The sequence below is a fragment of the Streptomyces sp. NPDC051109 genome (assembly GCF_044455885.1).
Classification (GTDB): Bacteria; Actinomycetota; Actinomycetes; order Streptomycetales; family Streptomycetaceae; genus Streptomyces.
Genome location: NZ_JBITFF010000004.1, coordinates 37,603 through 54,724 on the forward strand (window position 1 = coordinate 37,603; position 17,122 = coordinate 54,724).

16 protein-coding genes are annotated in these 17,122 nt (G+C 73.9%); 11 read left to right on the top strand and 5 right to left on the bottom strand.

The window, feature by feature from the left end:
- Positions 1 to 25: 25 nt before the first annotated feature.
- Positions 26 to 694, bottom strand: a complete 669-nt coding sequence (locus tag ACIBAD_RS08980; protein WP_134075866.1) for an ElyC/SanA/YdcF family protein — start codon at positions 692 to 694, stop codon at positions 26 to 28.
- 399 nt (positions 695 to 1,093) lie between these two features.
- Between ACIBAD_RS08980 and ACIBAD_RS08985 the strand changes: the two genes are divergently transcribed.
- The 4 genes from ACIBAD_RS08985 (at position 1,094) to dnaG (ending at position 6,589) form a co-directional block, all read left to right on the top strand.
- A complete protein-coding gene (locus ACIBAD_RS08985; protein ID WP_134075402.1) occupies positions 1,094 to 1,831 on the top strand; it encodes a CbiX/SirB N-terminal domain-containing protein in 738 nt (245 codons plus the stop codon).
- A 74-nt stretch (positions 1,832 to 1,905) separates the two neighbouring features.
- Positions 1,906 to 3,246 carry a deoxyguanosinetriphosphate triphosphohydrolase gene (locus tag ACIBAD_RS08990; RefSeq protein WP_134075868.1) on the top strand — a complete coding sequence of 447 codons (1,341 nt, stop codon included), beginning with the start codon at positions 1,906 to 1,908 and terminating at the stop codon, positions 3,244 to 3,246.
- Between the two features lie 93 nt (positions 3,247 to 3,339).
- Positions 3,340 to 4,614 carry an FAD-dependent oxidoreductase gene (locus ACIBAD_RS08995; protein ID WP_134075403.1) on the top strand — a complete coding sequence of 425 codons (1,275 nt, stop codon included), beginning with the start codon at positions 3,340 to 3,342 and terminating at the stop codon, positions 4,612 to 4,614.
- Between the two features lie 55 nt (positions 4,615 to 4,669).
- Positions 4,670 to 6,589: a DNA primase gene (gene dnaG, locus ACIBAD_RS09000; RefSeq protein WP_134075404.1), complete on the top strand. Its 1,920-nt coding sequence runs from the start codon at positions 4,670 to 4,672 to the stop codon at positions 6,587 to 6,589.
- A 10-nt stretch (positions 6,590 to 6,599) separates the two neighbouring features.
- Here the strand turns inward: dnaG and ACIBAD_RS09005 are convergent, their stop codons facing one another.
- Both ACIBAD_RS09005 and ACIBAD_RS09010 read right to left on the bottom strand, forming a co-directional pair.
- Positions 6,600 to 7,019, bottom strand: a complete 420-nt coding sequence (locus ACIBAD_RS09005) for a gamma-glutamylcyclotransferase family protein (protein ID WP_134075405.1) — start codon at positions 7,017 to 7,019, stop codon at positions 6,600 to 6,602.
- Positions 7,016 to 7,159, bottom strand: coding sequence for a hypothetical protein (locus ACIBAD_RS09010; protein ID WP_166682171.1), 144 nt, complete (start codon positions 7,157 to 7,159; stop codon positions 7,016 to 7,018). Before ACIBAD_RS09010 ends, ACIBAD_RS09005 begins: the two co-directional genes overlap by 4 nt.
- Positions 7,160 to 7,322: 163 nt before the next feature.
- On the opposite strand from ACIBAD_RS09010, the gene ACIBAD_RS09015 reads away from it, so the two are divergent.
- From ACIBAD_RS09015 to ACIBAD_RS09030, 4 genes are all read left to right on the top strand, one after another.
- Positions 7,323 to 8,030: a hypothetical protein gene (locus ACIBAD_RS09015; RefSeq protein ID WP_134075406.1), complete on the top strand. Its 708-nt coding sequence runs from the start codon at positions 7,323 to 7,325 to the stop codon at positions 8,028 to 8,030.
- Complete coding sequence (locus ACIBAD_RS09020; protein WP_134075407.1) at positions 8,027 to 9,301, top strand: HAMP domain-containing sensor histidine kinase; 1,275 nt, start codon at positions 8,027 to 8,029, stop codon at positions 9,299 to 9,301. Before ACIBAD_RS09015 ends, ACIBAD_RS09020 begins: the two co-directional genes overlap by 4 nt.
- Positions 9,302 to 9,554: 253 nt before the next feature.
- The gene (locus ACIBAD_RS09025) at positions 9,555 to 10,097 is read left to right on the top strand and encodes a hypothetical protein (protein WP_398905488.1); all 543 of its coding nucleotides are present in this window, start codon (positions 9,555 to 9,557) and stop codon (positions 10,095 to 10,097) included.
- Between the two features lie 197 nt (positions 10,098 to 10,294).
- On the top strand, positions 10,295 to 10,915 hold the full coding sequence (locus ACIBAD_RS09030; RefSeq protein WP_134075408.1) for a class F sortase: 621 nt from the start codon (positions 10,295 to 10,297) through the stop codon (positions 10,913 to 10,915).
- A gap of 16 nt (positions 10,916 to 10,931) precedes the next feature.
- Here ACIBAD_RS09030 and ACIBAD_RS09035 read toward each other — a convergent pair whose 3' ends face one another.
- On the bottom strand, positions 10,932 to 11,708 hold the full coding sequence (locus tag ACIBAD_RS09035) for a TSUP family transporter (protein ID WP_134075409.1): 777 nt from the start codon (positions 11,706 to 11,708) through the stop codon (positions 10,932 to 10,934).
- 602 nt (positions 11,709 to 12,310) lie between these two features.
- On the opposite strand from ACIBAD_RS09035, the gene ACIBAD_RS09040 reads away from it, so the two are divergent.
- From ACIBAD_RS09040 to nirD, 3 genes are read left to right on the top strand one after another with little or no spacing between them, the layout of a single operon-like run.
- Complete coding sequence (locus ACIBAD_RS09040) at positions 12,311 to 13,663, top strand: FAD-dependent oxidoreductase (protein WP_134075410.1); 1,353 nt, start codon at positions 12,311 to 12,313, stop codon at positions 13,661 to 13,663.
- Positions 13,664 to 13,665: 2 nt separating this feature from the next.
- Complete coding sequence (gene nirB, locus ACIBAD_RS09045) at positions 13,666 to 16,218, top strand: nitrite reductase large subunit NirB (protein ID WP_134075411.1); 2,553 nt, start codon at positions 13,666 to 13,668, stop codon at positions 16,216 to 16,218.
- Entirely contained in the window at positions 16,215 to 16,565 is a 351-nt protein-coding gene (nirD, locus tag ACIBAD_RS09050) for a nitrite reductase small subunit NirD (protein WP_134075412.1), read from the top strand. Before nirB ends, nirD begins: the two co-directional genes overlap by 4 nt.
- Before the next feature lie 7 nt (positions 16,566 to 16,572).
- Here the strand turns inward: nirD and ACIBAD_RS09055 are convergent, their stop codons facing one another.
- Positions 16,573 to 16,977, bottom strand: a complete 405-nt coding sequence (locus ACIBAD_RS09055) for a glyoxalase (protein ID WP_134075413.1) — start codon at positions 16,975 to 16,977, stop codon at positions 16,573 to 16,575.
- Positions 16,978 to 17,122 lie beyond the last annotated feature (145 nt).

The window sequence follows — 17,122 nt, forward strand, 5'->3', positions numbered from 1 at the left end:
ATCGGCATACCCTGCCGACGGTGCGTCAGTCTGCCAGAGCCCCCAGGACCCGCGACACCCCCGGCTCCTTCGGCCCCAGGAACCGCGGCTCCGGCTTGAAGGCCGCGTCCAGCGCCGCCTTGCCCGCCGCGAAGACCTCGCGCGTGCCCCCGTAGTACCAGGTCGCATCGTGCTCGTCGTCCACCCCGACCCCGTACGAATCCAGGCCCGCCGCACCGCACAGCGCCACGGCCCGGCGTATGTGGAAGCCCTGGCTGATCAGCACCGCCCGCTTCACCCCGAAGATCTCCTTGGCCCGGACGCAGGAGTCCCATGTGTCGAACCCGGCGAAGTCGCTGACGACGCGGTCACCCGGCACCCCGTGGGCCGTCAGGTACGTCCGCATCGCGTCGGGCTCGTCGTACTCGGTGCGGCTGTTGTCCCCGGAGACGAGCACGACCTTGACCTTGCCCGTGCGGTACAGCTCCACCGCCGCGTCGAGCCGTCTGGCCAGATACGGGGTCGGCTTCCCGTTCCACAGCCCCGCCCCGAACACCACCGCGACCTCGGCGGCCGGCGCGTCGGCCGTGCTCCGCAGCCGGTCCGCGGCCGCCGCGTGCGTCCACGCCGAGGGCAGCAGCAACAGCACGCACCCGGCCACCACCGCCCGGACGGCCCGCCGCCGACCCGCCACCGTCCTCATCCAGCCCGTCATCGGCTTCGGCTTCCGCTTCTGCTGCGAGTCCGCCCCCGTCCCCGACTCCGCCTTCGACTTCCACTTCATGGCCGATCCCCCCGTTGCACCACACGCCGTTCGCACACATTGACGATCTACGCCCGCACCCCAGTTCCCCTCCCCCCGCCTTTCACTCGTACGAATGAGCGGGTGAGCTCCCGGTAAACACCCGTCACCCCGGCGCAACGCCACCGACATCTGCGCCCCGCAGGATCGGTTCATGACGGAGCTGGTGCACCCTCCCGAGTCCCTGCCCCTCCCCTTTCCCCCCGCCACCGCCACGGAGCTGCTGACCCGGATCAGCACCCAACTCGGCACGCAGCTCAGCGGCTTGCGCCCGTGGCGCCCGGCGGGGGGCCGGTCCGACGGAGCCCCCGCATGCAGCACACCCTCGTCGCCGTCGCCCACGGCAGCCGCGACCCCCGCGCCCTCCCCGCCGTCCTGGCCCTCCTCGACCGGATCCGCGAGCTCCGCCCCCGTCTCGACGTCCGGCTCGGCCACATCGAGCTGAACCGGCCCCTGCTCGGCGAGACCCTCCGCGGCGCCGGGGGCTCGGCCGTGCTCGTCCCGCTGCTCCTGGGCCGCGGCCACCACGTCAAACGGGACCTCCCCGCGGCCGCCGCCCGCGCCGCCCACCTCGACACCCGCGTCGCCGCTCCGCTCGGCCCGCACCCCCTGCTGGTCGAGGCCCTGTACGAGCGGCTCCTGGAGGCCGGCTGGGCCGCCGGCGCCGACACCGCGGCCGTCCTCGCCGCCGCGGGCTCCCGCGACCCCGACTCGGCGGCCGACACCCGCCGCACCGCCGCCCTGCTCTCCGAACGCCTCGGCGGCGCGGCCGTCGTACCGGCCTACGCCTCCGCAGCCGCCCCGACCGTCCCCGACGCCGTCCGCGCCCTCACCGCCCGCGGCCACCACCGGATCGCGGTGGCCTCGTACTTCACCGCCCCCGGGCGCTTCGCCACGCAGTGCGCCGCCGCCGCGCCGGGACCTGCGGCCGCCCCGCTCGGCGACCACCCGGCCCTGGCCCGCCTCGTGCTCCAGCGCTACGACGAGGCCCTGGCACGGCAGCTCACCCCCCTGCCCTCCGCGGCCCCCCTGAAACTGGCCACCGCATAAAGACCGCGTTGGCGCCTATTGCTCAGATTGGTCGCATTGTCGGTGTTCCCGGTTACCGTCTGAGCATGGAAGGCATGGAACGCACCGGCACCCCACCCGTCCCGCACCCCGGCCCGGACGCCCCCGGCGCCCCGTACGACGCGTCCGACACCGAGCGCTGGGCGGCCGAGCCCGACAAACGCCCCGGCCGGACCGCCTTCCAGCGCGACCGGGCCCGTGTGCTGCACTCCGGCGCGCTGCGCCGCCTCGCCGGGAAGACCCAGGTGGTCACCCCCGGCAGCCGCTCGTACGACTGGGACGCCAGCCCCCGTACCCGCCTGACGCACTCCCTGGAGTGCGCCCAGGTCGGCCGCGAGCTCGGAGCGGCCCTCGGCTGCGATCCCGACCTGGTCGAGGCCGCCTGCCTCTCGCACGACATGGGCCATCCGCCGTTCGGGCACAACGGCGAGGAGGCGCTGAACGAGTTCGCCAAGGACTGCGGCGGCTTCGAGGGCAACGCCCAGTCGCTGCGCCTGCTGACCCGCCTGGAGCCGAAGCGGTTCGTGCCCGACCCGGCCACCGGCGAGCTCGTCAGCGTCGGCCTCAACCTCACCCGCGCCTGCCTGGACGCCGCCACCAAGTACCCCTGGGCCCGCGGCGGCCATCCCACCGATCCCGACTCGGTCAAGTTCGGCGCGTACGAGGACGACCTGCCGGTCTTCGAGTGGCTGCGGCGCGGCGCGCCCGCGGACCGCAAGTGCTTCGAGGCCCAGGTGATGGATTGGTCGGACGACGTCGCGTACTCCGTCCACGACTTCGAGGACGGGCTGCACGCCGGGCACCTCGACCCCAACCTCCTCTTCGCCGAGCCCGAGCGCACCACCATCTGGCAGGTCGCGATCGGCCGGTACGTGCCGGCCGGCACCGAGCCGGAGGAGCTGCGCGAGGCCCTCGACCGGTTGATGGAGCAGGAGTGGTGGCCGCACGGGTACGACGGGTCGGCCGTGGCCCAGGCCCGACTCAAGGACGCCACCAGCCAGCTGATCGGCCGCTTCTGTCTGGCCGCCGAGGGCGCCACCCGCGAGGCGTACGGCTCCGGCCGGCTGACCCGGTACGCGGCCGAGCTGGTCGTCCCGCGGGAGGCGCGCAACGAGTGCGCGGTCCTCAAGGCCGTGGCCGACCTGTACGTGATGCAGCGCGACGAGCAGGAGCGGCTCCGCGCCGACCAGCGCATCGTCCTGGCCGAACTCGCCGAGGCCCTCAGCGCCCGCGCCCCCGAGGGCCTGGACCCCCAGTTCCGGGCGATCTTCGACGCCGCGCCCGACGACAGGGCGCGCAAACGGGCGGTCATCGACCAGATCGCGGCGCTCACGGACGCCTCCGCGCGCTCCCTGCACGCCCGGCTCACGCGGCGCGCGCGCCGTGCGGTCGGGTGAGCCGATCGGGCCATTCCCCCTTCACGCGGCAGGCTCAGTGCGGGACGCTCGCATGTGGTCGCATGTGGCGGAGAGGTTATGAGGAGGCATCAGGTGGTCGACGCACACCGGACATTCGTCATCGTCGGCGCAGGGCTCGCCGGGGCCAAGGCGGCGGAGGCGCTGAGGTCCGAGGGGTTCACGGGGCGGGTGATCCTGGTCGGCGACGAGCGCGACCATCCCTACGAACGGCCCCCGCTGTCCAAGGGGTACCTCCAGGGCAAGGAGGAGCGCGACAGTGTCTTCGTGCACGAGCCGTCCTGGTACGCGAAGGCCGACATCGAGCTGCACCTGGGCCAGCCGGCGGTCCAGCTGGACCGGGAGGCCCGCAAGGTGGTCCTCGGTGACGGCACCGCGCTGCACTACGACAAGCTGCTGCTGGCCACCGGGGCCGAGCCGCGCCGCCTCGACATCCCGGGCACGGGCCTGGCCGGGGTGCACCACCTGCGCCGGCTCGCCCACGCCGAGCGGCTGAAGGGCGTACTGGCCACCCTCGGCCGGGACAACGGGCACCTGCTGATCGCGGGCGCCGGGTGGATCGGGCTGGAGGTCGCCGCCGCGGCCCGCGGGTACGGGGCCGAGGTCACCGTGATCGAGCCGCTGGCCACCCCGCTGCACGCGGTGCTCGGTCCGGAGATCGGCCGGCTCTTCGGGGACCTGCACGCGGAGCACGGGGTCCGCTTCCACTTCGGTGCGCGGCTCACCGAGATCGTCGGGCACGACGGCATGGTGCTCGCGGCCCGGACCGACGACGGGGAGGAGCATCCGGCGCACGCCGTGCTCGCGGCGATCGGGGCGGCGCCGCGGACCGCGCTCGCCGAGACCTCCGGGCTGGCCCTGGTCGACCGGCAGCACGGCGGCGGCATCGCCGTGGACGCCTCGCTGCGGACCAGCGACCCGGACGTGTTCGCCGTCGGGGACGTGGCCGCGGCGCACCACCCCCTGCTCGGGACCCGGCTGCGGGTCGAGCACTGGGCCAACGCGCTCAACGGCGGCCCGGCCGCGGCGCGGGCGATGCTGGGCCAGCCGGTCTCGTACGACCGGGTCCCGTACTTCTTCTCCGACCAGTACGACGTGGGCCTGGAGTACTCGGGGTACGCCCCGGCCGGCGGCTACGACCAGGTGCTGATCCGCGGCGACGTGGCCAAGCGGGAGTTCATCGCGTTCTGGCTGTCGGACGGGCGGGTGCTGGCCGGGATGAACGTGAATGTGTGGGATGTCACCGAGCACATCCAGGCCCTGATCCGGTCGAAGGCGCCGGTCAACCGCGAGGCCCTGTCGGACCCGTCGGTTCCGCTTGACTCCCTGGTGGAGGCGCCTGGGGCCTGACGGCTGCGGCAGGGGGCCTGACGGGTTCACGGGCGCCCGGCCGTAGACTTCACGGGTGGCAGGACGGATCAACGACGACGATGTGAAGGCGGTACGGGACGCGGTCCCGATCGACGCCGTGGTCTCCGACTACCTCCAGCTGCGCAACGCGGGCGGCGGCAACCTCAAGGGCCTCTGCCCCTTCCACGACGAGAAGTCCCCGTCCTTCCAGGTCAGCCCCAGCAAGGGTCTCTACCACTGCTTCGGCTGCCAGGCGGGCGGGGACACCCTCGACTTCATCATGAAGATCGACCACCTGTCGTTCTCGGAGGCCGTCGAGCGCCTCGCCGGACAGGCCGGCATCACCCTCCGGTACGAGGAGGGCGGGTACACCGCCGGCACCAGTGGCCGCGGCGAGCGCATCCGGCTGGTCGAGGCCCACAAGGCGGCCGCCCAGTTCTACGTCGAGCAGCTGGGCAGCGCCGAGGCGGAGATCGGCCGCAGGTTCCTCGCCGAGCGCGGCTTCGACCAGGCCGCGGCCGAGCACTTCAGCGTCGGGTACAGCCCGGCGGGCTGGGACCACCTGACCCGCTTCCTGCGCGGCAAGGGCTTCAGCGACAAGGAGCTGATCACCTCCGGCCTGGCCCAGGACAGCCGCAGCGGCAAGCCCATCGACCGCTTCCGCGGCCGGCTGATGTGGCCGATCCGCGACATCAGCGGCGAGGTGGTCGGCTTCGGCGCGCGCAAGCTGCGCGACGACGACAACGGGCCGAAGTACCTGAACACGCCGGAGACGGCGATCTACAAGAAGTCCCAGGTGCTGTACGGCATCGACCTGGCGAAGAAGGAGATCGCGAAGACCTCGCGGGCCGTGGTGGTCGAGGGCTACACGGACGTGATGGCCTGCCACATGGCCGGGGTCACGACCGCGATCGCGACGTGCGGCACCGCCTTCGGCGGCGACCACATCAAGATCCTGCGCCGCCTGCTGATGGACAACGCGACCGCCGAGGTCATCTTCACCTTCGACGGCGACGCGGCCGGCCAGAAGGCCGCGCTTCGCGCCTTCGAGGACGACCAGAAGTTCGCCGCCGAAACCTCCATCACCATCGCCCCCGGCGGCATGGACCCGTGCGACCTGCGCCTGGCGCAGGGGGACGCCGCGGTGGCCGGGCTGGTGGAGGCCCGTACCCCGCTGTTCGAGTTCGCCCTGCGGCACATCGTGGCCCGGCACAACCTGGAGAACCCGGCGGGCCGGGCGGCCGCGCTGGACGAGGCGGCGCCGGTCGTCGCCAACATCAAGAACATCGCGATCCAGCACGAGTCGGCGGTCCAGCTGGCGGGCATGCTCGGCATCCGGGACGAGCAGTTCGTCGTCAAGCGGGTCGCCCAGCTGGCGCGCTGGGCGCGGGAGCGGGGCAACCAGCCCGGCGGGCAGCAGCAGGGCCGCGGCCGGCCGTCGCAGGCGTCCTCGTACGAGGCGGCCCCCGCGCCGAGCGCACCCGTGGGCGGCGGCCCGGCGCTCAACCTGCGCAGCCCCGCACACCGCACCGAGCGCGAGCTGCTCAAGCTGGCGCTCCAGCGGCCGGCCCTGGTCTCGCCGGCCTTCGACGCCTACGGGGTCGACGAGTTCACCGCCCCGCCGTACGCGGCGGTCCGCGAGGCCATCCAGGCCGCCGGCGGCGCGTCCCTGGGCACCGACGACTACCTGGCCCGGGTCCGTGACGCCGCGCCGAACGACACGGTCCGCGCGCTCGTCACCGAGCTGGCGGTCGAGGCCATCCACGCCAAGACGGTGGACGAGGTCTACGCCGGGGTCCAGCTGGTCCAGGTCCGGCTGCGCGCGGTCGACCGCCGGGTCCACGAGATCCAGGGCACGATGTCGCGCCTGGGCACCCAGGCCCCGCCGGAGCAGCTGGCAGCGGTCCAGGAGGAACTCTGGGTCCTCCAGCAGTACGGGCAGCGCCTGCGCAACCGCGGCGCCGAGGGCCTGTAGGCCCGGCGGCCTACGCCCGCCGGAACCAGTCGCCGCTCGGTATCCGGGTGCCGGACTCGCGCAGCCTGCGGGCCAGCAGCGGGGCCGCCAGGTAGACCCAGGCGGGGGTCCGGGTGCCGTCCGGGCGGACCGCGTCCCGGCGGACCCGGTCGTAGACGTTCAGCGGCCGGTCGGGGCCGTGGTACTCCTCCAGCCGGTCCAGTTCGGCCAGCAGCCCCCCGTACGCGCCGGGTGCCGCGGTGATCAGCTCGCCTACGATCTCCGATCCCGGCTGCGGGACCGCGTACGGGTAGCCGGGGCCGTCGTACAGCAGCGCGTCCGGGAGCCGGGCGGGCTCCTCGGCGGCCGTGCGGCCCCGCAGGAACAGGTCGTGGTTGACCTCCCCCGGGCGCAGGGTCCCGTACACGAAGAAGGGGAGCTCGGCGGTCATCCGGCCGTCACCTCGGAGCGGGCGGGAACCGCGCCCTGCCCGGCCGAGTCGGCCGTGATCACCACGTTGGGTACGGCGAGCGCCGGATGCCGTGCCGGCTGCCCGGGCTGTGGCGGCTGTGGCCGATCGGCTGATGTCACGGGGCCCTCCCTCGGGTACGGCGGACAGCGCGCGGTCCGGGACTTTGGTCCCGAGTCCGCCTGCGTCCCTCCACCGTACGCACCGCTGTTACACAACCTCCCGGTGCCCGTGATCGTCGCCGTCTACCGTCGGTTCGTCCCGCCTCAGACCCTTTGGCTCCTCATGACGCGACCCATCCGCCGGCTCACCGCCGCCCTCCTGTGCGCCCTCACGTGCGCGCTCGCCGTCGGCGGCTGCTCCGCGCCCGGAGGGCTGGGCGTGGGCGAGCCCGCGCCGCCCGTGTCGGCACAGCCGCGGCCCGAGTCGCTCTGGCCGCTGTGGACCGACCACTCCGTCTCGGGGCCGGGCAAACCGGTCGGCACCCGGGAGCCCCCGCCGCAGCCGCTGAAGAACGCGCCCGAGGTGGGGGCCGGCGGACTGCCCGCGGTGGACGTGCAGGACGTCGTACGCGCCGACAAGCAGATGAAGGCGTTCGCGGCGAAGGGCTGGATCGACGCGCCCGGCAAGGTCGGAATGCGCCCTCCCGTCTTCCGCGACCTCACGGGCGACGGGCAGCAGGAGCTGATCGTCGCCGCCGACGCGGAGACGGGGCGCACCGCGCTGGCCGTCTACACCGCCGAAGGGAGCCGGATCGTCCCCATCCTGTTCACCGTCGGCCGGCGGCTGGCCGTCGAGACCATCGGCGGCGACCTGCTGCTGCGCACCGCCGCCGACGACGGCTCGGAGCAGGCCGTCCGCTACCACTGGGACGGCGAGCGGATGAAGGTCGTCAGCGACGAGCGGCGGTACAGCAAGTCCTCGCCGGGCTGCGACAGCGAGCAGACCCCGCAGCCGAAGCGCACCGACCGGTACGGCCAGGTGTGCGAATGAGGCCCGTCCTGATCCGCTGCCGCCACTTCCTCCAGGCCCTCGGCCTGCGCTGGAAGATCTCGATCCTGCTCGCTGCCGGCTGCTCGTTGGTCGCGGTGGCCATCGGCGTACTGATCCACGAGGCGCGGTCCCACCAGGTGGGCGACGCCGCCAGGGAGAGCGCCCTCGCGCAGCTGATCCGGGTGCGCCAGGTGTACGAGCTCACCGGCCGGCTGGACGAGGACAAGGTCGGCGAGGCCGACGCGCGGATCGACTGCCCGGGGCTGCCGGGGCCGCTGCGCCGGGCGGCCCTCGCGGGGCAGCGCACCACCTACCTCGACCTGTCCGGGCCGGATCCGGCGGTGTGGGCGGCGCGCCCGGTCGGCGGCGAGCACGTGCTGTCCGTACGGCGTTCGCTGGCCGGCGAACAGGCCGAACTGGTCGAACTGGACCGGCAGCTGGTGGCCTACGGCGCCGGGGTCGTGACGCTCGCGGCGATCGCGGGGGCGCTGATGGCGAGCCGGCTGAGCAAGGACCTGCGCACGGCGGCCGAAACGGCCCGCCGGATCAGCGAGGGCGAACTGGACGCGCGGATCGGGGCTTCGGGCGCGCCGGGGACCCGGAACGAGGTCGCCGAGCTGTCCTCGGCGGTGGACACGATGGCGGCCAGTCTCCAGCAGCGGCTGGAAGCTGAGCAGCGGTTCACGGCCGACGTGGCGCACGAGCTGCGGACCCCGCTGACGGGGCTGCACACCGCGGCAGAGCTGCTGCCGGCAGGGCGGCCCACGGAGCTGGTCCGGGACCGGGTCGCGGCGCTGCGGACGCTGACCGAGGACCTGTTGGAGGTGGCGCGGCTGGACGCGCGCCGGGAGGAGGCGCAGCCGGCGGCGCACGCGCTGGGTCCGCTCGTCGCGGCGATCGTGCGCCGGTCGGGGGTGGCGGCGCAGGTGGTCGGCGCGGACGGCCCGGCGGTGGTCCGCACGGATGCCCGGCGCCTGGAGCGGATCCTGACGAACCTGCTGGTCAACGCCCATCGGCACGGCGGGGACCCGGTCACGGTGACGGTCTCCCGGAACACGGTGACGGTACGGGACCGCGGTCCGGGCTTCCCGGCGAAGCTGCTGCGGGAGGGGCCCCAGCGGTTCCTGACGGGTGCGGCCGAGCGCGGGCAGGGGACGGGGCTGGGCCTGACCATCGCGTTCGGCCAGGCGCAGGTGATCGGGGCGCGGGTGACCCTGTCGAACCCGCCTCCGGGGGGCGCGGCGGCGACGGTGACACTGCCCGCGGCCTGAGCCGGGGCGGGGTGGCGCCGGGGCGGGGTGGCGCCGGGGCGGGGTGGCGCCGGGGCGGGGCTCGCAACCCCGGCCCGGGCCCGGCCCGCGCCCCGGCTCACCCGGACGGGGTGGCACCCCCGAATGGCCGAAGGCGGAGCCGTGACCTGCGGCAACGGCAGCTGCCCGAGCAGATCTGACGGAACATCAGCAGGCGCTCCGCGGCCGGGCACGGTTTCCTCGGGAACACGACCCCGTGTCTCCAGGAGCCTCCATGCGCCGACGCACCGCCCACGTGCTCACCGCCACCGCGCTGACCGCCGCCGCGTTCACGGGCCCGGTCGCCGGGGCGGTCGCCGCCGCGGAGCTCGGCGCGGCGGGCTTCGCACCCGGCGACTTCGCGAAGCTGGAGATTTGGCCGAAAACAGCCGCTCCCGGGGCCAGCATCACCGTGAACACCACCGCCTGCGGCGCGGGCAGTCACGCCGACGGCGATGCCACCACGGTCGGCGGCGGCCGCTTCAAGCTGATCCCCGGCACCCACAAAGAGGTGGTCATCGGGCAGTTCCAGATCGCCCGGGACCTGCGCCCGGGCACCTACAACATCGGCGCGACCTGCGCCGACGGCAAGTTCGCCACCGGCGACCTGGTCGTCACCGAACGCGGCCCCAAGGGCCACGTCCGTACCGGAGTGGGTGGCGCGACGACCTCCACCGTCGACCCCACCAAGATCACGGCGGGAGCGGTCGTGCTGGCCGCGGCCGCCGTCGGCGGTACCTGGCTCCTGCGTCGCCGGGCGAGCGGCACGCGGAGCTGACGGGCGCCCACCGCGGCTTCGGCCGCGGTCCGACCGGTACCGTCCTCCGTCGCCCGCCCCGCGAGGTCCCCCCCGTTCGCGGGGCCGGGCGACGGCCTGCCACACGGAACACGGCCCCGGACGGGACCGGGACCGGGATTTCCGACCCGGGACCCGGGACCCGGCCCGGACTCGGAACACACCGCCAGGGGGCACCCATGGGCAGAGGCCAGGCCGGTCGCGGCGGGCTCGTCGCGCTCGCCGCCTGCGTCGGCATCTGGCTCGTCGGCAGCGGCTCCGGCCAGTCCGTCGGACCCCCGCTGCCCTCCCCCGCGGATGCGCTGGGCACGCAGGCGCACTACCCCGGGAGCATCGACCCGCTCCCCGGGTCACCGCCGGTCCGGATCCGGATCCCGTCCATCCGTGTCGACGCCCCACTGACCGGGCTGGGTCTCGATCCCGACGGCAGCATCGAGGTGCCGCCGCCCGCCCGCCGCGATCTGGCGGGCTGGTACCGCGACGGCACCACCCCCGGCGCGGTCGGCACCGCCGTCGTCGTCGGCCACGTCGACCACGCCACCGGCCCGGCGGTCTTCTACCACCTCGGCGCGCTGCACCGCGGAGCCGCGATCGAGGTGCAGCGCGCGGACGGACGTACGGCCGTGTTCACCGTCCACGCGGTCGAGGTCTACGAGGCCGACCGCTTCCCCGACTCCCGCGTGTACGGACCCTCGCCGCGCGCCGAGCTCCGCGTGATCACCTGCGGCGGCGGCTTCTCCCCGCGCACCGGCTACCAGGGCAACGTGGTCGTCTTCGCCCACCTCACCGGCACGTACTGACGACGGCGCAGGCCCGTCAGCCCCACTGCTCCAGACCGAGCTTGACCACCAGCGCGGCGACCACCGTCAGCAGCACGCCGCGTACGAACCCGCTGCCCTTCTTCAGCGCCATCCGGGCTCCGACCATGCCCCCGGCCAGGTTGAAGGCGGCCATCAGCGCGGCCAGCTGCCACAGCACCATGCCCTGGTACGCGAACATCGCGAGCGCCCCGGCGTTCGTGCAGCAGTTGACGATCTTGGCGGTGGCGGAGGCGGTGACCAGGTCGAGGTGGAGCAGCGCGGTCAGGGCGAGCACCAGGAAGGTGCCGGTACCGGGCCCGATGAGCCCGTCGTAGAAGCCGATGCCGAGGCCCGCGAGCCCGATGGCGAGCAGCACCCGCTGCCTGCTGACGGGCGCGGTGGAGGGGGCCGTGCCGAAGCCCGGCTTGAAGATCACGACGGCTGCGACGACCACGAGCACGCCCATGATGAGCGGGCGCATGGTGTCCTTGCTGATCCCGCCCGCCAGCGCGGCGCCGCCCATGGATCCGGCGAGCGCGGCGAGGCCGATCCGGACGGCGAGCTTCACGTCCACCGGTGCCTTGCGCGCGTACGTCACCGCCGCGCCCGCGGTGCCGACGATGGCAACGGCCTTGTTGGTGCCGAGGACTGCGGCGGGTTGGGCGTTCGGCAGGCCGAGGAGCAGGGCGGGCAGGAGCAGCAGTCCGCCGCCGCCCACCACCGCGTCGATCCAGCCGGCCGCTGCGGCGGCCACGCACAGCACGATGATCATGGTCGTTGATATGTCAGGCACGGCCACGACCCTATGGAGCCGATGGGTGCAGCAACCATCAATCGCCGGAAAGTTGCGCAAAGGTTGAGCTTTGCCTGGCCGGCCTCCCGGTCCGGGGCGGCCGGGTTCACGGTCGACGTCAGCGCAGTCGCGGCCGGCGCACCGGCGAGCCCGACCCCGGCCGTGAGCCGCCGCGCGGGCGGTACGGCGGCCAGCACGAGCACGCCCGCCCGCAGGCGGAGGGCCGGCGGGGCTTGCGGTTCCGGGCCGCAGGGCCGGGCGCGGCGGCGGCCCCGACCGGTACGAACAGGGGCACGTGCAGCGGGTGGCGCAGGGCGCGGCGGCCTCCCGGAATCCCGTACGGGTCGGCGGTCGGCAACTCGGGGCGTCGACAACGGCTCGGACCGCAGCACCAGCGGCTCCCCGCCCTTGACCTGCGTCGCCGCATCTCGCACACGGATCATGCCAAGGGGCCTCCCAGCGCCGCCGACCTGCCCGAACCGGTCCTCAAGCCGCCCTTGCGGGGCGCCTCACCGACCCGTAACCCGGGCGCTGAGGTGCGCGTTCCGTCCGGGTAACAGCGGCGATGCGGCGGGGAAACAGCGGGCGCGCACGCTCGTGCCATGACCTCGGAGCAGCAGCGTGTGGTGGTGATCGGCGGCGGCCTCGCGGGCCTGCGGCTCGCTGCGCGGCTGGCCGCGCAGGCCGGTGCGCGGACGAAGGTGACGGTCCTCGGAGAGGAGTCACACGTTCCGTACAACCGGGTCCTGCTGGCGGAGGTCCTGGCGGGCCGGTACGCGCCGGAGGTGACCGCCCTCCCGGACCCCGGCCCGGCGCTGCGCCGGGGCGTCCGCGCGGTCCGCGTCGACCGCGCCGACCGGGCGGTCCACTGCGACGACGGCAGCACCGAGCGGTACGACACGCTGGTCCTGGCCACGGGCTCCAACGCGGTACTGCCCCCGCTGCGCGGGCTGTTCGAGCCGCAGGGGCGGGAACTCCCCGACGGGGTCCACGCGTTCCGCACCATGGACGACTGCCTCGCCCTGACGGCCGCGGTGCCCGTGCGCCCCGGTGGCGGGTCCGAAGTACGGCCCGGGGGCGGATCCGGGGTGCGCGCGGTGGTGATCGGCGGCGGCCTCCTGGGTGTCTCCGCGGCCCGCGCCCTGGCCGAGCGCGGCGCCCAGGTGGTCCTGGCCCAGCAGGGCGAGCGCCTGATGGAGCGCCAGCTGGACGCGGAGGCCTCGGCCCTGCTGCACGCCCACCTGACCACCCTCGGCATCGAGATCCACACCCAGTGCCGGGTCCGCGGCCTGACGACGACCCCGACCCCCGGCCCCCGGCCGGACGCGGACGGCCGGCGGGTCACCGGGGTGGAGTTCGCCGACGGCTACCGGCTCGACGCCGATGTCGTCGTGCTCGCCTGCGGAGTGCGGCCCAGGACCGGGCTCGCACTCGCCGCCGGGCTCGACGTGCGCACCGGGATCGTCGTGGACGACCGGCTCCGGACCAGCGACCCCCGTATCCACGCCATCGGCGACTGCGCCGAGCACGCCGGCCGGGTGTACGGCCTCGCGGGCCCCGCGCTGGAACAGGCCGACGCCCTCGCGGACCACCTCACGAACCTCACCACCACCACCGACACCACCGACACCACCGCGCCCGGATACACCGGAACCCGCGCCCTCACCCGCCTCACCCTCGCCACCGCCGCGGGCACGGGCACCGCTCCCGGCGGCCCCGGCCCGCTCGACCTCGCCGCCTTCGGCGAGACCACCCCGCTCCCCGGCGACGACGTGGTCCGCCTCGCCGACGCCACCCGCCGGACCTACCGGAAGGTCGTCGTCCGCGGCGATCGCCTCGTCGGCGGGGTCCTCCTCGGCGAACTCTCCACCGTGGGCGCCCTCGCCCGCAGCTGGGAGGACGCCGAGGTCCTCACCGACCTGTTCCACCTGCTCACCGACGACGGAGGCTCCTGATCATGGCCGCAGCCACGCCCACGCCCACCCCCGCCATCGTGCTCATCGGCCACGGCATGGTCGGCCAGCGCTACCTGGAGGCCCTCGCCGAGCGGGGGGCCACCGCCACGCACCGGATCACCGTGCTCTGCGAGGAGCCCCGGCCCGCCTACGACCGCGTACACCTCACCTCGTACTTCTCCGGAAGCACCCCCGATGACCTCTCCCTCACCCCCGCCGGCTTCATGGAGCAGCACGGGATAGAGCTGCACCTCGGCGACCCCGCCGAGACCATCGACCGCGACGCCCGCACCGTCACCTCCCGCTCCGGGCGGGTGTTCCCGTACGACGTGCTCGTCCTCGCGACCGGCAGCTACCCCTTCGTGCCGCCCGTCCCCGGCAAGGACGCCCCCGGCTGCTTCGTCTACCGCACCATCGAGGACCTGCTCGCCATCGAGGAGTACGCGAAGACCCGCACCAGCGGCGCGGTCGTCGGCGGCGGGCTCCTCGGGCTGGAGGCAGCCGGCGCCCTCCAGGGCCTCGGCCTCGCGACCCGCATCGTGGAGTTCGCCCCGCGCCTGATGCCCGTCCAGGTCGACGACGGCGGCGGCGCGGCCCTGCTGCGCACCATCGAATCGATGGGGCTGACGGTCCACACCGGCGTCGGCACCCAGGAGGTACTCACCGGAGCGGACGGTTCCGTCACCGGCATGCGGCTCTCCGACGGCTCCACCGTCGACACCGACCTCGTCGTCTTCTCCGCCGGGGTCCGCCCCCGCGACCAGCTCGCCCGCGACTCGGGCCTGACCGTCGGCGAGCGCGGCGGCATCGGCGTCGACGCCCGCTGCCGCACCTCGGACCCGCGCGTCTACGCCATCGGCGAGTGCGCGCTGGCCGCCGACGGCCGGGTGTACGGGCTGGTCGGCCCCGGGTACGAGATGGCCGAGACGGCCGCCGAGGACCTCCTGGGCCGGGACAGGGAGTTCACCGGAGCCGACCTCTCCACCAAGCTCAAGCTGCTCGGCGTGGACGTGGCCTCCTTCGGCGACGCCCACGGCGCGGCACCCGGCAGCCTCGACGTCGTCTACTCCGACTCCCGCTCCGGCGTCTACAAGAAGCTGGTGGTCTCCCCGGACGGGGTCCTGCTCGGCGGTGTCCTGGTCGGCGACGCGGACTCGTACAGCCTGCTGCGCCCGCTCACCGGCAGCGTCCCGCCGGTCAGCCCCGACCAGCTGGTCCTGCCCGCCGGTCTCGGCGCGCCGGTCGCCCTCGGCCCGTCGGCGCTGCCCGACTCCGCGGTGATCTGCTCCTGCCACAACGTCACCAAGAAGGCGATCACCGCCTGCGCCACCCTTCCCGAGGTCAAGCAGTGCACCAAGGCGGGCACCGGCTGCGGCAGCTGCCTCAAGGTGATCGGCCAGCTGCTGCCCGCCGCCGCCGACAAGGGGCTGTGCGACTGCTTCCCCTTCACCCGCGCCGAGCTCTACGAGATCGTCCGGACCCGCCGGCTCACCTCGTACGAGCAGCTCCTCGACGGCCACGGCCGGGAGGCGGCCCGCGGCGGGGACGGCTGCGAGGTCTGCAAGCCGACCGTCGGCTCGATCATCGCCTCGCTCGCCCCCACCCTCGGAGCGAGCGGGTACGTCCTCGACGGGGAGCAGGCCGCCCTCCAGGACACCAACGACCACTTCCTGGCGAACCTCCAGCGCAACGGCTCGTACTCGGTCGTCCCGCGCATCCCCGGCGGCGAGATCACCCCCGACAAGCTCATCGTGATCGGCGAGGTGGCCCGCGACTTCGGGCTCTACACGAAGATCACCGGCGGCCAGCGCATCGACCTCTTCGGGGCCAGCGTCGACCAGCTCCCGCGGATCTGGGCCCGGCTCGTGGAGGCCGGATTCGAGTCCGGGCACGCGTACGGGAAGGCCCTGCGCACGGTGAAGTCCTGCGTGGGCCAGACCTGGTGCCGGTACGGGGTCCAGGACTCCGTACGCATGGCCATCGACCTGGAACTGCGCTACCGGGGCCTGCGGGCTCCGCACAAGCTCAAGTCGGCGGTGTCCGGCTGCGCCCGCGAGTGCGCGGAGGCGCAGAGCAAGGACTTCGGGGTGATCGCGACGGCGAACGGCTGGAACCTCTACGTCGGCGGGAACGGCGGGGCCACCCCGCGCCACGCCGACCTGCTGGCCCAGGACCTGTCGGACGCCGAACTGGTCCGGCTCATCGACCGGTTCCTGATGTTCTACATCCGCACGGCGGACCGTCTGGAGCGCACCTCCACCTGGCTGGACCGGTTGGAGGGCGGCCTGGACCACCTCCGGGACGTGGTCGTGCACGACTCGCTCGGGCTGTGCGCGGAGCTGGAGTCCCTGATGGCCGACCACGTGGCGCACTACCGCGACGAATGGGCCGAGACGCTCCAGGACCCGGAGAGGCTGCGCCGGTTCGTGTCCTTCGTGAACGCGCCCGGCGCCCCCGACCCGACCGTGAAGTTCGTCCCCGAACGCGACCAGGTCAAGCCCGACCTGACCATTCTCGACATCCGGCCGCTGGAGGCCGTGGGAGGCACCCGATGACCGTGGAACTGCACGTGGCCGAAGGCTGGCTGACGGTGTGCGAGCTGTCCGATCTGACCCCGGGGCGCGGGGTGGCGGTCCTGCTGCCCGACGGGAGCCAGGCCGCGGTGTTCATCGACCGGTCGGGGCGTACGTACGCCATCGACAACCGGGATCCGTTCACCGGGGCGGCCGTCCTCTCGCGGGGGCTGGTCGGGCGCGCGGAGGGCGGGCCCTTCGTGGCCTCGCCGCTGCTGAAGCAGCGCTTCGACCTCGGATCGGGGCGCTGCCTGGACGACGAGGCGGCGGCGGTCCGGACCTACCCGGTACGGACCGCCGCGACCTCGGCGGCGGTGGCGGTGGCGTAGCGGGGCATCAGCCCTGGACGGCCGCCGGGTCCATCCAGATGTACTCCCAGACGTGGCCCTCCAGGTCCTCGAAGGCTCGGCCGTACATGAAGCCGAGGTCCTGGGCCGGGCGGGGTTCGGTGGCGCCCGCCGCGAGGGCGGCGCCGACCACCTCGTCGACCTGCTCGCGGCTCTCCGCGCTCAGGGCGAGCATCACCTCGGTGGTCTTGGTGGCGTCCGCGACCTCCTTGGTCGCGAAGTCCTTGAAGCGGGCCTCGGTCATCAGCATCGCGAAGATCGTGTCGCTGATGACGAGGCAGCCGGTCTTCTCGTCGCTGAACTGGGGGTTGAAGGAGTAGCCGAGCTTGCCCCAGAACGCCTTGGAGGCCTCGATGTCCTTGACCGGCAGGTTGACGAAGATCATGGTGGGCATCTCGGTCCCTCTTCTTTCGTGTGTGCGTCGCGTGCGTGCTTTCGAGAGATAGACCGGGGGGCCCGGGAAAACTCATCGCCCCTGTGGAAACTTTTCCGAGGATTGCGCCGAAGATCGCTGCGAGCCGTCAGGCGAGGCACATCTG

What these genes read in the sequence shown, in the direction of transcription:
- ACIBAD_RS08980 (WP_134075866.1), bottom strand. Translation starts at nt 694, where the DNA reads ATGACGGGCTGGATGAGGACGGTGGCGGGTCGGCGGCGGGCCGTCCGG.
- ACIBAD_RS08985 (WP_134075402.1), top strand. Translation starts at nt 1,094, where the DNA reads ATGCAGCACACCCTCGTCGCCGTCGCCCACGGCAGCCGCGACCCCCGC.
- ACIBAD_RS08990 (WP_134075868.1), top strand. Translation starts at nt 1,906, where the DNA reads ATGGAACGCACCGGCACCCCACCCGTCCCGCACCCCGGCCCGGACGCC.
- ACIBAD_RS09005 (WP_134075405.1), bottom strand. Translation starts at nt 7,019, where the DNA reads ATGACCGCCGAGCTCCCCTTCTTCGTGTACGGGACCCTGCGCCCGGGG.
- ACIBAD_RS09015 (WP_134075406.1), top strand. Translation starts at nt 7,323, where the DNA reads ATGACGCGACCCATCCGCCGGCTCACCGCCGCCCTCCTGTGCGCCCTC.
- ACIBAD_RS09020 (WP_134075407.1), top strand. Translation starts at nt 8,027, where the DNA reads ATGAGGCCCGTCCTGATCCGCTGCCGCCACTTCCTCCAGGCCCTCGGC.
- ACIBAD_RS09025 (WP_398905488.1), top strand. Translation starts at nt 9,555, where the DNA reads ATGCGCCGACGCACCGCCCACGTGCTCACCGCCACCGCGCTGACCGCC.
- ACIBAD_RS09030 (WP_134075408.1), top strand. Translation starts at nt 10,295, where the DNA reads ATGGGCAGAGGCCAGGCCGGTCGCGGCGGGCTCGTCGCGCTCGCCGCC.
- ACIBAD_RS09040 (WP_134075410.1), top strand. Translation starts at nt 12,311, where the DNA reads ATGACCTCGGAGCAGCAGCGTGTGGTGGTGATCGGCGGCGGCCTCGCG.
- nirB (WP_134075411.1), top strand. Translation starts at nt 13,666, where the DNA reads ATGGCCGCAGCCACGCCCACGCCCACCCCCGCCATCGTGCTCATCGGC.
- nirD (WP_134075412.1), top strand. Translation starts at nt 16,215, where the DNA reads ATGACCGTGGAACTGCACGTGGCCGAAGGCTGGCTGACGGTGTGCGAG.
- ACIBAD_RS09055 (WP_134075413.1), bottom strand. Translation starts at nt 16,977, where the DNA reads ATGCCCACCATGATCTTCGTCAACCTGCCGGTCAAGGACATCGAGGCC.